At 51.9% G+C, this 16,223-nt stretch carries 11 protein-coding genes; 9 read left to right on the forward strand and 2 right to left on the reverse strand.

The window, feature by feature from the left end; translation table 11 throughout:
* Positions 1 to 226 precede the first annotated feature (226 nt).
* A complete protein-coding gene (locus tag ACX1C1_RS07625) occupies positions 227 to 817 on the forward strand; it encodes an MSMEG_1061 family FMN-dependent PPOX-type flavoprotein (protein WP_458956505.1) in 591 nt (196 codons plus the stop codon).
* A 97-nt stretch (positions 818 to 914) separates the two neighbouring features.
* On the opposite strand, the gene ACX1C1_RS07630 is transcribed toward ACX1C1_RS07625, so the two are convergent.
* Both ACX1C1_RS07630 and ACX1C1_RS07635 read right to left on the reverse strand, forming a co-directional pair.
* On the reverse strand, positions 915 to 1,601 hold the full coding sequence (locus ACX1C1_RS07630) for a hypothetical protein (protein WP_458956506.1): 687 nt from the start codon (positions 1,599 to 1,601) through the stop codon (positions 915 to 917).
* Between the two features lie 140 nt (positions 1,602 to 1,741).
* Complete coding sequence (locus tag ACX1C1_RS07635; protein WP_458956507.1) at positions 1,742 to 3,787, reverse strand: LuxR C-terminal-related transcriptional regulator; 2,046 nt, start codon at positions 3,785 to 3,787, stop codon at positions 1,742 to 1,744.
* A gap of 318 nt (positions 3,788 to 4,105) precedes the next feature.
* Here ACX1C1_RS07635 and ACX1C1_RS07640 point away from each other — a divergent pair, with 318 nt between their 5' ends.
* The 8 genes from ACX1C1_RS07640 to ACX1C1_RS07675 all read left to right on the forward strand — a co-directional run bounded on the left by ACX1C1_RS07640 (position 4,106) and on the right by ACX1C1_RS07675 (position 16,216).
* On the forward strand, positions 4,106 to 6,769 hold the full coding sequence (locus tag ACX1C1_RS07640) for a family 16 glycoside hydrolase (RefSeq protein WP_458956508.1): 2,664 nt from the start codon (positions 4,106 to 4,108) through the stop codon (positions 6,767 to 6,769).
* 124 nt (positions 6,770 to 6,893) lie between these two features.
* Positions 6,894 to 8,648: a cache domain-containing sensor histidine kinase gene (locus ACX1C1_RS07645; protein WP_458956509.1), complete on the forward strand. Its 1,755-nt coding sequence runs from the start codon at positions 6,894 to 6,896 to the stop codon at positions 8,646 to 8,648.
* A complete protein-coding gene (locus ACX1C1_RS07650) occupies positions 8,635 to 10,260 on the forward strand; it encodes a response regulator (RefSeq protein WP_458956510.1) in 1,626 nt (541 codons plus the stop codon). The genes ACX1C1_RS07645 and ACX1C1_RS07650 overlap by 14 nt, the downstream gene beginning before the upstream one ends.
* A gap of 128 nt (positions 10,261 to 10,388) precedes the next feature.
* Positions 10,389 to 11,792: an ABC transporter substrate-binding protein gene (locus ACX1C1_RS07655; RefSeq protein ID WP_458956511.1), complete on the forward strand. Its 1,404-nt coding sequence runs from the start codon at positions 10,389 to 10,391 to the stop codon at positions 11,790 to 11,792.
* A gap of 74 nt (positions 11,793 to 11,866) precedes the next feature.
* On the forward strand, positions 11,867 to 12,772 hold the full coding sequence (locus ACX1C1_RS07660) for a carbohydrate ABC transporter permease (RefSeq protein WP_458956512.1): 906 nt from the start codon (positions 11,867 to 11,869) through the stop codon (positions 12,770 to 12,772).
* Between the two features lie 95 nt (positions 12,773 to 12,867).
* The gene (locus ACX1C1_RS07665) at positions 12,868 to 13,773 is read left to right on the forward strand and encodes a carbohydrate ABC transporter permease (protein ID WP_458956513.1); all 906 of its coding nucleotides are present in this window, start codon (positions 12,868 to 12,870) and stop codon (positions 13,771 to 13,773) included.
* Positions 13,774 to 13,805: 32 nt separating this feature from the next.
* On the forward strand, positions 13,806 to 14,816 hold the full coding sequence (locus tag ACX1C1_RS07670; RefSeq protein WP_458956514.1) for a glycoside hydrolase family 130 protein: 1,011 nt from the start codon (positions 13,806 to 13,808) through the stop codon (positions 14,814 to 14,816).
* 44 nt (positions 14,817 to 14,860) lie between these two features.
* Positions 14,861 to 16,216 carry an FAD-dependent oxidoreductase gene (locus tag ACX1C1_RS07675; RefSeq protein ID WP_458956515.1) on the forward strand — a complete coding sequence of 452 codons (1,356 nt, stop codon included), beginning with the start codon at positions 14,861 to 14,863 and terminating at the stop codon, positions 16,214 to 16,216.
* Positions 16,217 to 16,223 lie beyond the last annotated feature (7 nt).

Raw genomic sequence — 16,223 nt, forward strand, 5'->3', positions numbered from 1 at the left:
GAGATGACCTTCCTTTATTTGAATTTGTGTAATGAACGCATTCAACTGATAACGATAATGATTATCAACGTCACTAAATATATATCCTAGTAGTTTGGTTGTCAATGAGAAAAATTACCAAGTGGCTGGCTTTTATTCGGAATGTTGAAAGTAAGCCGTCCATTACGGTACGATGGTAGCTAAGAGAGCTAAGAGTAGTTCGGAAATGTTATTAAAGGAGATCACAATGGAAAAGTTGGACATATCGCAGCATCTGGTGGGTTCGCTTGAGGAGCTTAGAGATTTGGTGGGCACGCCGCATGAGGCCGTCGTATTAAAAAGTGTATCCATAATCGATGAACAAGCGAGGGGGTACATCGCGCAATCGCCGATGGTATTTGTTGCTTCCTCTAACGAAAAGGGGCAGTGTGACGTATCTCCCAGGGGAGACGCTCCAGGTTTCGTATATGTCGCTCACGAATCTCAGCTGATTATCCCGGATCGTCCGGGCAACAAACGAGCAGACACGTTATCCAATATTTTGTCCAATCCCCACGTCGGACTATTATTTGTCATTCCTGGGATGCAAGAAGTGATGCGGGTGAACGGCAAAGCGCATATCATCCGGGATCATCCCGTGCTGGAGAAGCTGGCGCTAAGAGGCAAAGCTCCAACGATCGGAATTGTCGTGGAAGTAGAGGAATGTTTTATCCATTGCCCGCGCGCGCTCAAACATGCTGGACTCTGGGATGCGGATACCTGGCCAGCACAAGAGAATCTCCCGTCCTCTCAGGAGATGTTTCATGCTCATCTTAGAATCAATGGGTACGACATTTAACGGACAAGGACGAGGATATGGTGTACGTAGAACACTACTAAAAAACCGGAAGACGCATGGCTGCATGCGCTTCCGGTTTTATGTCGTTTTAGGGCGTTTACTGGAGGTAGGAATCCTTCAGGATGAATACTTGCGGCGTTGTGGCGATGGCAGCGCCATAAGGCTTGAATATGATGCCTGAGCTGCCTTGCAGATCGATCTCGTAGGTAGCGACAGTGCCATCCGGAGCCGTCAGTTCTTGCGATAGAAGCTGACCTTGATCGTTATAAACCTTGAATTTCAGATTCTCTTCGCCAGCGACCATTAAGTGCAGCTTCGCATACTTGCGATCGAAGTTGATGCGCAGCTCGTATCGCTCGGTATCGCTTGCATCCATAGCGAACGCGCCCTTATACGTCTTGCCGCCGAAGACTAGCTGCTTCTGGTCCACGATGTCGAGGAACGTCCATGTCGAACGCTCCGGCTTGACGGCAGTCGAATAGAAGTTGACGTTCTCGCCTTCGCCGAGGCGGATTGTTTTTGTTTTGTCGTCATAGAGGATCGGGATGTTGAATGCATTGGAGATTGCCCGGACCGGCAGGTAGGTCGTGCCGTTATAGGAGATGGGAAGAACCGTCTGTCCATTAGCGTCGGTCGGCTTCCACACGACCCCGTCCTTGACGAGCTTGAGCTCGCCGTTCAGCAATGCCTTGATCGATGTAAGATTGGTAGCTGCGAACGCCCCGGATGCCAGCATAAATAACGACACCATAACAAATGCAATCGGTAATGCCCACTTTTTCACTTGACAATTCCTCCTCGAATCCTGATATCGACTTCAATGTAACACCATTGGAGTCCGGGTTCTATTATTCGAAAGAAGTATTATTGGGACATCGCACATAGAAAAACCGCCTCTCGATGAGACGGTTTCCGATTTGTTTGTTACGAGTTGGGACGGGATACCTTGCGAATAAGCTGCGCTCTGCTCTTCACGTTCAGCTTTCGGAAGATGTTCGCGAGATGTTTTTTGACGGTGACTTCGCTAAGACATAAATCAATAGCGAGCTCTAGATTGGAGCGCCCATTCACGACACCTTCGACCACCTCTCGCTCACGGCGGGTCAGTGCTTCCATAGCGGCTGATTTGTCCTCATCCGCGCTTTGCAGCCCGAACATGGCGAACATGCGATCCAAGTAGGCATGAACCTTGGCGCCTCGCGTGTCCAGGATGTAGTAAGGCGTTGGCGTGTGCCCGTCGTAGTCAGAGTGCGTCACGCCAGTTACCTGCTCCAATCCTAGACTAAGAAGGATTGCACTGGAGATTGGATTGCCAATCGGCGCCGCGACAATATACCCCGTAGAGAGCATGTGGTTAATCAAGGTTGAGAGCGAGGCGTGCATCATGGCTATATCAGAGAAATCAAAGACGTCGAGCGTCTTAATAAAGTAACCGGATTTGCGCCCGGTGTTCTCGATCAAGGCTTGGCGCTCGCTCTCTGTTAGATGGCTGAAGAAGGACGAAGAGAGCGGTTTGTCCAGCAGATACGGCATGGTTTGTTCCTGAATGGGGATGATCTCAAGTAACCCGTACACCTTGCCTTCGCCATTACGAATCAGCTTCACACAGCCGGGGTCAAGCTCAAACAGCTCACTCAGTCGGATTTGGTTCAGCACCTGGATGCTCTCGTCGATTGTCAGCAAATAACTCATATTGGCGCCTGTGTCCGGATCTACATAATGGATGTGCGCCTCCTTCGCGGTTTCCCTGCGAAGCTGGATATAGTGTTCAGCCTCCGTCCAGTTCAACAGGCTCAGCGGCTCCACCGAATAATGGACCCACTGGCGATATAAGAGAAAGTGAATAAATTGGTTGCCAATATAATACAGCAGCTCGGCGCTCTCCCATGCGACAGCTTTATTTCTCGCCGATTGCTTGAGTCGCTCTGAATAATACAGGATGCTCCGTTTCCAAAGCTGGTTATAACGCTCGGGCATGCGTGTACGCAAGTCATGTACAATAGCTTCGCGCAACAGCTCATGCAGCAGCCAGCCTTTATCGGTACGTTGGATGAACGAATAGGCGACTAATTGGCGGAACCGTTCAGTGGAAACAGGGGTGCCGGCCAGGTAGCTTAGCAGCTCCTGATTGAATTGGCGAGCGACAGCGGCAGATTCGACAAGCTCAAGCATAGGGGTATCGGACACTTCGCGCAGCCATGTTTGGACGATATGGGCGAACAGCTCATCATCGGTTAGACCGCCGTCTGGCGTCGGGGCTTCGGCGGTAGAAGCTAGAAGCGTTAGCGAAAGGGGGTGTCCTTTGGTTCTATGGTATAAGTCGAGAATGATGTCATCACCTTGAATGCCGGAATATTGCAGAAAGGCATGCGCTGCAGGGTAATCCAAATCAGTGAGCGGTATTCGGCGGAGAGAGCCGATATAGGCAGGAGAGGCGTGCCAAGCTGGGGCGAGCGGGAAACGACCTGCAACAATCATTAGTGTACCTTCTGGCATGCGGCTCATAAATACATCACGAAGCCAATGCTCAAGCTCGCCGATAACCTCAAATGTATCGAAAGCAAGGATAACGCGTTTGCCTACTGCTTCCTGGTGCATCGCCACGGAGCAGTAATCGGCTAATTCGTCCGCATCTGTCGAGTCTGAAGGATAAGGCATCTTCGAATAGTGTTGCAGCTGGCGCAACAAGAAGTGACAGAAGGCGGATGGGTCGCCAGGAAATTCGCGGCTGTCCAGCAAGAAGTAAGGCATGGCATGCGAAGCAGCTATTCTCTGGAAGGCATGAAGGAGAGTCGTCTTGCCGACTCCACCCGTTCCATGAACGTTAATGACACGTTTCTTGTTGTCTTCTGCTAGACAGAGCGTCTCGAAGTGGCGAAGCTCCTCATCGCGTCCAAATAATCGTTGTTCAAGCGCAGCCTCGTACAAGTGGGAAGCCTGGTCTGTAAGTGGTCGTTGGTTCATGCTCATAGCCGAATCGCCTCGCCTCGCACGTAGTATCAATGGATATCGCTAGTATAATAGATTCCGGTCTAGGTGACTGTCGAAAATTGTAGAAGCGGAAGACCCGATTTTGAGGCTTTATGCGGGGCAGGGGACTGCCATCAGTCGTTTCTTATTGGTAGGAACAGTTAGAAATTCTCCCTAAAGAGTGAGCCTGCCCCACTCTTTTCTCTCTGATCAAGGCTTATAATCGGGATAGAGTATGCAAGGACGCCGATGGGGAATGGGAAACGTCTTCTCGCTTCTTACCATCGGTAGGCAGAGACCAATCTAAGGGAGGTACTTATGCTTACCATGACAAAAAAATCCATCTGTTTGATGATTGTGCTAGTCTTCATCCTTTCAGGAATTCCACCAAAATCGGCTGATGCGAACGGGAGTGCCACGATTCAAAATTATCCGATGCCATCCATCTATACCGCTTCGAGCGTATACGCATTAAAAGCGGATAATCAAACGGTACCCGTCATTAGTTATCTAGCAGACTACGATTATGCGCAATTTTCATTTGACGGCACGGTAAGTATTGAAGTGACCTTCAATGAGGCGATTACATCCTACTCCATCAGTCCATTGGCCAAAAACATTGAAGGTACGGTAGACGGGAACAAGCTGACGTTTTCACTGTCTTCCTCCACCTATGTCATTGTGGAGATCAATGGCTTGCGAAAGCGGTTGGTCATCGCGGCGGATCCCTTGGAGACAAATATCCCCCCTTCTTCGGGCACAGGGATCTATAATGTGACCCAATCGCCTTACAACGCCGACAATACGGGAGCCACAATGGCATCAGTAGCGATTCAGCAGGCGATCGATGCGGCCCATAATGCCGGCGGCGGCACTGTATTTATTCCTGCAGGCGTATATAAAAGTGGAAACCTGACGTTAAAAAGCAATGTAACGTTCTATCTGGCCGGAGGCGCCGTCATTGTCGGCACAGGCAAAGGCGAAGACTACGCCAATGATTTCCGCAAGACTTCGCGAAATGCGGACGGAACGTATTTTATTCGGACAACCGCAGGCTCCAGCAACATTACGGTTCGGGGACGTGGAACCATCGATGGCAATGGCATCGCGATGCGAGAGCGGAAGATGCCGGCGCCGAACAAAAACGAAGGATTCCTGAACAATCTTCTGGTTCCGATGCAGACCTCCAATTTTAATTTTGACGGTCTCATCTTGCGGGATGCTGGCTTCTGGTCGTTCATGGTGGTGCGTTCCGACAATGTAACCATCAAAAATCTGAAAGGATTCCAGGACCTCTACAAAATCGAAAATGACGTAATCGATATCAACGAGAGTCAGAACGTGCTTGTCCAGCATTCGATCGCCATTTCGGATGATGATACGTACTCGACTAAAACCTGGCTGCAGACGGGAATGTCCAGCGGGTGGCCGGGAGCGCTCGAGCATTTGGAGAATGTAGTATTCGACGACGCTTTCGCATGGACGAGATGTGCGGCCTTCAAGATTGGTCAAGGAGTAGCACAAGCGCAAATCGGGGTGACCATTCGCAATTCGTATATTTATCAGAGTGCCCGGGCATTGCTTATTGATCATGGCTACACGCTTAACACGCTGCCGGAGGAAGGATATGCTAGGCGGATTACATTCGAGAATATTGATATCGAACGAGTGGACATCAATCAGTTCGGCAATTATTGGCTGGGGATTTCGACCAGCACTTCCGGAGATGTCAGCGATATTGCGGTGAAAAACATCAATATTCGCCAGTTGGGATCGCAGCAATCCAGACTTTCCGGGAATGTCGCCAAAGGCGGCATGGTGAAAAACGTTATGTTCTCGGATGTTTACGTGAAGGGCAAGCTCGCGACTAATCTGACCGACTTGAAGGTTTCCGTTATTAATGACAATGTAAGCGGCGTAACCTTTGCCAACTCCAGACCGCTATTGTTCGGCGACAATTTCGAAGATGGCAATACGACTGGCTGGACGTCAGCTGCAGGCAACTGGAGCGTACCGACGGATGGCGGCAATAACGTGTTGTCCAGCGGAAGCCAGACCGTCACGTCCTTGATTACCGCCCACGCCGGCAACGCATGGAGCGATTACGAGTATGAAGCCAAAGTGAAAATGGCGATTGCGAATGCCAACGCAGGCATCGTATTCAGAGTGCAAGACGCCAATAATTATTATATGTACCGAGTCAACGCAGCGAATCAGATGCTGGAATTGTACAAATCCGTGAATGGAATAATGACGCTGGCGGCAAGCAACCCGTTCGCAGCACAGAGCAAGAAGTGGTATACCGTCAAGGCGGTTGTAGAGGGGAACAAAATAATCTGTTACGTAGACGGGCAAGCCATGATGGAATGGACCAACCCGTTAACGGAATTGACAACGGGAGGAGTCGGATTCCGGACCACCTCGGCAGGCGTTCATTTTGACAATGCGGCCGTTTACCCCATCACAAGGTTCAGCGACGATTTTGAAGACGGAAATTCGACAGGCTGGACATCGTCTTCCGGTTCGTGGAGCGTAACGGCGGACGGATCGAAAGCGTTGACCCAAACCGCTACGGCAACCGCGATCACGACAGCAGGCAATTCATGGACGGATTATACCTATCAAGCCGAAGTGAAAATGCCTATCGCCAATGCCAATGCAGGACTACTATTCAGGGTACAAGATGTGAATAACTATTATATGTACCGCATTAATGCAGCGACTCAGGTTGTGGAATTGTACAAATCCGTGAACCAGGTGCTGACTCTGGTGTCCAGCACTCCTTTCGCGGCCCGGGCGGACCAATGGTATACGGTTAAGGTCTTCATCGAAGGCAATACGGTTAAAGGGTATGTGAACGGAGCGCTAATGACGGAATGGACCAACCCCGTAACGGAATTGACGGCGGGGCGAATTGGATTACGGACCACCTCGGCGGGTGTATCTTTCGACGATGCCTTGGTTCTGGCACCTCCCGCCTAACGTCGGCAGGCGAGCAACAGAAGGAGCTGTCCCTGTGGGGCAGCTCTCGTTTTTCATTTGTCGAACAGGTGGCCGGGGTGACATAATCATAGGATAGAAAGTGATAACGGAAGGTGTGAATAGCTTGGAATACCTCCGCAGGCAATCGCTGCGCAACAAACTCAAAATCGCATTTCTGGCCGTCATTGTCATCTCCGTCCTGATGACGGGAGGGCTGTCCTATTATATCTCGGCCGCCACGCTGGAGAAAAACGCGCTGAAGCTCACGCAGGACACGGTGGCAAGGTCCGCTCAGATTGTGGACGAGAAACTGAATAAGCTGATGCTGATTATGATGACATTTATGATCAGCCGTCCTTTCTATGAGATGCTGCGGGATGTCGTCTCCGCGGACGACAGCAGATATTACAAGCATCTAAGCGATCTAGACAATGTATTTTCGCAGGCGCGGATTGCCGAGCCGCTCATTCATTCCATATACGTCTCTACGCCGATCGGCGAATTTTATCCTTCATCGATGAACCGCAATCGGCTTAACGTTTTCGAGGATACGTTCTTATATGACCGTATCGGGCAGGAGAAAAAGAATTTGTGGGTGGAGGGTCATGAGGACATGCTGTTCACCGGCAAGGACCGCGTCATCTCCCTTATTCTGGAGCCAATCTTCGACACGCCGGTTAAAGGCGTCTACATTGTCGTGAATATTCGAGAAGAGGGCTTTCGCAAGCTGGTGCAAGGTGATTCGGGGGGAGGGGCGTCGAACTTTCTGCTCAACGACAAAGGGGAGACGGTCTACCCGGTGAAGCAGCCGCTTGTCCGCCAGGCGGTGGAAGGGGGTAAGCTGAGGGGGATGATGAATCGCCCGGAGGGCAGTCAATCCTTTGAACTGAATGGCGAAACCTATCTGCTTAATTATGCGGGTATCGGCATTGCGGATTGGACGATGACCACCATTCAGTCCAGAGCCGGCGTCCTCAAGGATCTGGTTTACGTCAAATGGCTGATCGCGGGCGTCGCGCTGGCTGCTTTCCTTGTCACGATGCTGATCTCTGGCGCGTTCTCGCGTTATTTGCTTATGCCTCTGCAAGGATTAATGAAGGTGATGAAGCGGGTCGAGAACAACGATTTGACCGCCCGTTTTGAAAGCGCCAGCGGGGATGAATTCGGGCAAGTAGGTCTGCGCTTCAACCGGATGCTGGAGCAGATCGTCGTATTGATTGACGAGGTAACGGAGGCGCAGACGCATAAGCGGACTGCGGAGATCAAAGCCTTGTCCTCGCAGATGGACCCTCATTTTCTATATAACACCTTAAACACGATCTACTGGAAGCTGAAGCTGAAGCAGATCGAACCGTCGCAGCAGATGGTCATGTCGCTCTCCCGCCTGTTCCAGCTGGGACTAAACAATGGGCAGGAAATTTCCACATTATCGAAGGAATTGGAGCATGTGCGTCAGTACCTGGAGCTGCAGCTAAGCTGCTATGAAGGTTTGTTTACGTATGAGATCACTGTGCGGGAGCCTGAGCTAATGGCGCTGTCGCTTCCGCGTATTCTCTTGCAGCCATTGACGGAAAACAGCATTCTCCACGGGTTTCGCGATCTGAAGAACGGTGGTCGCATCGAGATCGAAATCGCGGGAGAGGGCGACCGCTGGACGATTGTCGTTCGGGATAACGGCAAAGGAATGGAAGAGGACCAGCTACGCGCTCTGTTCTGGCAGGAATCGAAGAAGGGGTATGCCATATCCAACCTGATTCGGCGGCTTCAGCTCTATTATGGCGATAGCGCGGAGTTCCAAGTGAACAGTACGCCGGAGCACGGAACGGACATCCAAATTTCATTGCCAAGGAAAGGGGAGCATTCGGGTGAATCAGTCTGAATCTATTAGTCTCTGCATTATCGACGATATTAAGATTGTCGTGGACGGATTGACCGCGATGGATTGGGAAGAACAAGGGATTACGGTTGCCGGAGTATCGAGCAATGGCGAAGAAGGTCTTCAGCTTATTACCCGCTTGCGGCCGGACCTGGTCATTACCGATATACGGATGCCGATAATGGACGGGCTTAGTATGCTGCGCAAGGTGCTCGAAGAGAACCGCAGCTGCAAAGTTATCTTAATAAGCGGTTATGCCGACTTTGATTACGCACAGCAGGCGGTGCAGCTTGGGGCGTTTGATTTTGTAGTGAAACCCTTTTCGGAAGAAGATATTATGGCTGCGGTACTTCGAGCCAAAGCCGAGATTATGGAAGAGAGAATCCATTTGCTAGGCCTGCGCGAAATGGAGATCAAGCTTCGCGAGAGCATGCCGGTGCTCCGGCAAGAGTACTTTACGATGCTGGTCAATCACCGCACCTCATGGGAAGAAGCCTCGGGACGGTGGGATTTTCTGAACATTAAGCTTGCGCCGCGGGGCTTTGTGGTGATGGTGATCAAGATGGACCGTTTCGGGGAGCAGGTTGCCGAGCCATCCATCAGGGAGATGGAGCTGATCCGATTCTCGCTGCTCAATATCATGCAGGAGACGTTCGCCGAATATACGAACAGCGTTATTTTCCGTGCCAGTCTCGACCAGTATCTGGCCGTGCTTAACGATTCGGGCCCGGCCAGCCCGATCGAAATCGCGGAAAAAATCTGCCGGAATATTGAACGCTACACCAAATTCACGGTTTCCATCGGCGTTGGGAGCAGAGTAGGGGAAGTCAGTGAGCTGCCGGATTCCTACCGCCAGGCTCAGCAGGCGCTCTCCCATCACCTGTTCACCGAAGGAAATACGGCCATTATGTATGAGGACATTAATCCGCACGGAAGCCAGGAGCCGCTAGCACTGGAATACAAGGATGAGCTGCTGCTTGCCCTTCGTTCCGGCAATGTCGGGCGTACGGCCGACATCCTGTCGGCGATTTCGGAATCGCTGCAGAAGATGGTCTCCCGCCAAAATCCGATTTATCTGCTCAGCCTATACGACGAGCTGGCTGCTTCGGCGATCCGTACCTTCTACGAGATGGTGCCCTATTCGGACATCCAGCCGCTCGTCCAGAATTTCAAGTCGGCGCAAGGGTCGCCAGGGCTTTCTCTAGCGTCTCTGCAGCGTCAACTGGTCACCTTGTGCACGGAGGGAGCAACGTTAGTGCACAAGAACAGCCTGTCCGAGGGCCAGAAGGTTGTATATAAAGCGATTGAATATATGAAAAGCCGACTGTCTGAAGATCTTGCCGTCGGCGAATGCGCGGCCCATGTGCATCTTAGCGCCAGCTACTTCGCGAGCTTGTTCAAGCAGGTGACCGGGGTGACGGTCACGCAGTATATGACCTCGGAGCGTATTCAGAAGGCGAAGCTGCTGCTCGTGGAGGGGGCGCAGGTGCAGGAGGTAGCAACGGCTGTCGGGTATGAGGAACGCAGATACTTCAGTGATGTGTTCAAGAAAATTACGGGTCAGACCCCATCGGAATTCCGGGCGAGTTATCATTCGGACCGGCCCGAAGTATAAAGAATCTAGGATAGAAACCATAGAATTCTATCCCTCAAGAGTGAATTTGACGCACTCCTTTTCGGAGGACCAGAACCTATAATGAAGAAGAGCTTACGACTCAAATGCTAATTAAAGGGGTAGAGTGTATGCAGAAAAAATGGTTAGGTCTTGGCATGAGTCTCATTCTGGCTACCGCACTTGCAGGCTGCAGCAGCAACAATGGCAACAGTAATACTGGCGCAACAAATGCGGTTTCCACAGAAAGCGCCGCGACAGCAACACCAGAGGCGAACAAGCCTCCCGTGACGCTGAAGTACTGGACGGACGATCGTCACGATCAAGAGTACATCAACGAAATGATCAACAAGTTCAATGAAACAAACGAAGATAACATTAAAGTAGAACTGACGGTATTGTCCGAGAACTATGCGCAAAGCGTCGACATTGCGTTCTCCAGCAACCAGGCACCGGATGTGCTGCGTCTAAAGAGCGGCAACACGGCTGGTTTTGTCAAAAAAGGGTATCTGGAGCCGCTCAACGTGTTTCTTACGGACGACTTGAATACGAAATTTGGCAAGCTGATGATCGATGGCATCAACCGCTTTGACGATAAAGTGTACAGCTTAGCGAATAACGGCAATACATTACGACTGGTCTACAACAAGGATCTGTTCGCCAAAGCGGGTATTGACGGCCCTCCTACCTCCCTGCAGGAAATGGTCGACGATGCTAAGAAAATTACCGAAGCTGGCAAAAGCGAGGGTATTTATGGTTTTGCTCTAAACTTCAAAAGCCCGAAATCAGCCTTTGACCGTTCCATTCGGGAGATTCTATCTTTGAGCGGACATCAAGGACTAGGCTTTGATCTGAAAACAGGACAATTTGATTTTGCTCCTTATTCGCAGGTTATCGAATACTTCAAACAAATGTATGCAGACGGAAGCATTATTCCTGGTGCGGAATCGCTTGATATTGATCCACTGCGCGCTCAATTCGCAGCCGGCAAGATCGGTATGTACCTCTCCTTCTCGACAGAGCCGGGCGTGTATAAGGATCAATTCCCGACAGAAATCAATTGGGCTGGCGCCTTGGCACCAACTCTAGAAGGCCAGATTAAGGGAACCTCCGAGATTGTATCAGCTGGAGCATGGCTAGGCATCAGTGCCCAATCCGCGAATAAGGAAGCGGCATGGACATTCATGGAGTACATGTACGGCGACGAAATTTTGAAGAGCTATCATGAAAAAGGTTTCGGAATTGCCGTAGTGCCAAGCATTGTAGAGCAAGCAACAAACCCCGATATTAACGGTATGGATGGCTTCCTGGTCGGGGAACACGACTCCATCTGGCCGGTGTCGCCAAACGTGACTCCGGAGGGAGCAAACTACGCCGACGCTTTCTTCAAATACATGCTCGCCGGTGGAGATCTGCAAGCCATTACGAATGATTTGAACACAAGATACAATGACGCATTGTCCAAAGCAGTGGAGAAAGGCGAGGCCGTTGTAACGCCGAACCCTGCCTTTGATCCGGCCAAGCCGCAGGGATAAATAGCAGGCAAGAGGGGGCTGCCGCGCATGTTTTGGCGGATGCCCCTTTTCTTTCCCCAAAAGGAGGAACGATCATGAGCTTTAAATGGAATTGGAAACGATTGGGAGAGAATTCTCTGTTTCTATCCCCGAGCATTATTTTGACAGCGGTTCTTGGCGTTTACCCCTTGATCTGGATGCTGCGCTATATGTTCTATGATTATGCCGGATATGGCGAGCCTCTGTTCGTCGGCTTGGACAATTTCGAGCGGGTCATGCGCGACACGCTGTTCTGGGAATCGGTTGGCAATACCTTTATCTACGCTGGAGGCAAGCTGCTCCTTACGCTGCCCATATCCCTGCTGCTTGCGGTTATCTTGAACGGCAAGCTGCGCGGCAGCAATCTGCTGCGCGGGATCTATTTTATGCCCACGGTTATCAGTACCGCGGTTATATCCGTTGTGTTCTATACCATCTTCAATTCGTATAACGGAATGGTTAACACCGCTTTGATGAAGCTCAATCTAGTCTCGCAGCCGGTTGACTGGCTGGGAACGAAATTTGCAATGTTAACGGTTATTCTTGTTGCGGTATGGGGCGCGGTCGGTAACTACATGCTGCTATTCTTGGCTGGACTGCAGAGCATCCCGAAAGATTTGTATGAAAGTGCTTCGATTGACGGCGCGAACGCCGGAAGAAGGTTCTGGAATATTACGCTTCCGATGCTTGCTCCTGTTGCCCAACTGGTCATTATGTTAGCCATAATTGCCTCCCTGAAAGGTTATGAAAGCATCATGCTCATTACAGAGGGCGGACCGATCGGCAAGACCGAGGTCATGTACCTCTACCTGTACAAACTGTTGTTCCCGGTATCAACGGGTTCGCCTGTCGAACAGCAGATTGGTTACGGCAGTGCTGTAGGCTTCGTCACCGCTGTTATTGTTGGTGCGATCACCGGCTTGTACTTCCTGTTAAGCCGCAAAATGAACAAAGTGTACTAATGGCGCTAATCGCCTTGCGAAGCCCTTACGATTCGAACACAACGCCGCAGATAAGTTTAGTATAAACGGCTGCAGGCTTGCAGGAGGATAAGCAAATGAACGAACAGGTGTTATCTCGAAAGCCGGAAAGGAACAGCGGCAAAGCAGACGCTGGCTCGCAGACGGGTCGCTTGGGCAGAATCGCGAGCCGTACGGTGATGTGGTTGTTCTTATTAGCAACGGCTGGATTGACCTTATTTCCTCTGTTAATGACGTTATCCGGCTCTCTCAAGACTGGCGCCGAGATGATGACCGGCGGCACCCTGCTGCCGGCCAAGATGCAATTCGCCAACTATGCGGAAGCTTGGAAGCAAGCAAACTTCGCCCGCTATACCTGGAACAGCGCATTTGTCAGCATTGTCGTCACAGCGGCCACCCTATTAGTAGCATCCATGGCGGCTTATGTAGTCGATCGGCGCCAATTTCCGGGAAAATCCCTGTATGTGACGACGCAGGCGGCCATGATGTTCATATCCGTCGGTGCGATCGTACTCCGCCCGCAATTTGATTTGATGGTCGTGCTGAACCTGAACACCACGTTATGGGGGGTTATCCTCATTCTGGTCAGCGCCCATTCCAGTACATTCTTTTTATTGCTTGGTTTCTTCAAAGCGATACCTCGCGAGCTCGATGAAGCGGCCATGGTGGATGGATCGGGGTTCGTCCGAACCTTTTTCCGTATCGTTCTGCCGCTCCTGACGCCAGGACTCGGCGTGGCCGGCCTGTTCGAATTCCGTCATGCCTGGAACGAATACATTCTGCCGCTCGTGTTTACGATGACGAATCCGGAGTTGCAGACGCTTACCGTCGGACTTGCGAATCTCCGGTACGGTTCCTCCGCGGCTATGCAAATTCACTTAATGATGGCGGGCGCATGTCTCTCCATTCTACCGATGCTGCTGGCATATATTTTGGCGAACAAGTCCTTCATACAAGTCACGTCGGGCTCCGTTAAAGGTTAATCTCAACTCTATTGATAAGGGGAAACATGCATATGAGCGATTTTATAGTAGGACCTCTGTTCTCAAGTCCGATTATTACCCGATATCCTGCCAATCCCATCCTGTCTCCAAGCGATGTGCCTTACGGGCCGGCGATGGTGTTTAATGCGGGGGTTACCAAGTTCAAGGGCAAATATGTAATGGTATTCCGCAATGACTATGGCGATGAGCAGAAGGAGACGGTTGCCCCGCATCATACCACCAATCTGGGGCTGGCCTTCAGCGATGACGGGATAAAATGGGATGTGCGTCCGATGCCTTGCTGGTCCTGGCAGGATGAAGAGGTTATCCGCGTGTATGATCCGCGTCTGACGGTCATCGGCGAGCAGTGTTATATGTGCTTTGCGGTCGATACCAAGCACGGCTTGCGAGGCGGCATCGCCGTCACCGAAGACTTTAGCTCCTTTGAGGTGTTAAGCCTGTCGCTGCCGGATAACCGCAACATGGTGCTGTTCCCGGAGATAATCGGAGACCGATATGTTCGGCTGGAGCGCCCTATGCCCGTATACAGCCGAGGCGGCATTGACCGCTTTGACATGTGGATGAGCGACTCTCCCGATCTGAGATATTGGGGCAACTCTAAGCTGCTGCTAGCGGTCGAGGATGTAGCTTACGCCAACGACAAGGTAGGCCCGGGTGCTCCGCCTGTCAAGACGGACAAGGGCTGGCTGACCTTGTTCCATGCCGTCGATATCGACCGCAATCGGGGCAAGAACGGCTGGGAGCCGAGTTGGAAGAAGCGGTATACAGCCGGCGTTATGCTGCTGGATCTTGAAGATCCTAGCCGGATCATCGGCAAGGCGGAGACGCCGCTGCTTGCACCGGAAGCCGCTTACGAGACCGATGGAGGGTTCCGCAACGATGTTATTTTCCCTGGCGGCATGATTCTGGAGGATTCCGGAGAAGTCAAAATTTACTACGGCGCCGCCGACACCGTCGAATGCCTGGCTACTGCTCATGTTGATGATTTGCTCAAGCTGTGTCTGGAAGGGACAGTCAAATAAACCGTTGCGACAGGTTATGCCTGTACTGAATGTGGGAGGTTGCTATGAATAGACAGATTACGTTACCATCCGCCAGCATCCCGGCTGCAAGCGAAGTCGATGTATTGGTTATCGGAGGAGGCGCATCCGGAATCGCCGCGGCAATTGCTGCAGCGAAAGGGGGAGCGCGCACCATGCTGGTGGAGCAGAGGGGTTTCCTTGGCGGCATGGGAACCGTGGCACTCGTTCCTGCGTTCTGCCCCTTCACGGATAAGCAGAAGCCGATCATACGCGGTCTCGGTCTTGCGTTAATGGAGCGGATGAAGGAAGCCTGCTATTCCGATTTCCGCGAGGAATACGAGGAGAAGCTGGACTGGGTGCCGATCGATCCGGAGGTGCTGAAGCGCGTCTATGACGATGCCATACTGGAATGCGGCGTTATTCCGCTGTTCCACACCTTCGTTTACGATGTGGTATTGTCCGAGGATAAGCGCACGGTAGAAGGCGTCATTGTAGTTAACAAAACAGGGCGTTCTTTCATCCCCTGCCGGTATATCATAGACTGCTCGGGTGATGGAGATATTGCCGCGCTGGCAGGCGTTCCTTTCCAGAAGGGCGGAGAAGCGGGGGAGCTTCAGCCGGGCAGCATGTGTTATTTGCTAGCGAACGTGGATCGACCAAGGTTCAACCGGTTCTTGGAAGAGAGCGGGGATACGGGCCAGCTCCACAAGGCGGTTGAGCAGGCGATCGAGGCCGGCGCCCTGCCGGAAGGACGCAAGTCGATCTCGGGTCTGGCATGGGTCAGCGATTACCTGGTCGGCGTTAACTTCGGCCATGTATTCGGGGTAGACGGCACTCTGGCAGAGGATTTGACCAGAGGGGCGATCGAAGGGCGGCGCACGGCAGAACGCCAACTGCAATTCTTCCGCCGTTATGTGCCGGGCTTTGAGCACGCCCATATGGTGGCGAGTGGAGAGCAGCTCGGGATCCGGGAGACTCGTCGTATCGAAGGAGACTATATTCTGACGGCAGATGATTTTCTCTCCGCGCGCTCCTTCCCGGACGATATTGCGCGCAATGCGTACTACATCGATATTCATCTCGCCAACAGCAAAAGTGATATGACGTTCAACCATTTGCCTCCCGGCGTTTCGCATGGCGTACCGTACCGGATCATGCTGCCGGTCGGCATCGACAACCTGTGGGTTGCCGGACGCTGCGTGTCCTCGGATCGAGCGGTGCAAGGCTCCTTGCGGGTCATGCCGAACTGCTTCTCCATGGGGCAGGCTGCGGGAACGGCAGCTACACTGGCGCTGCGTGATGATACAGGCTCGCGCGGCATATCCGTTGCCGAGCTGCAACGACAGCTGCTGGAGCAGGATGTATGGCTTGGAGAAAACTTTGTTCCGGTTGAGAGCTAGTCGGCTA

This window comes from Paenibacillus sp. strain BS8-2, from assembly GCF_054483835.1.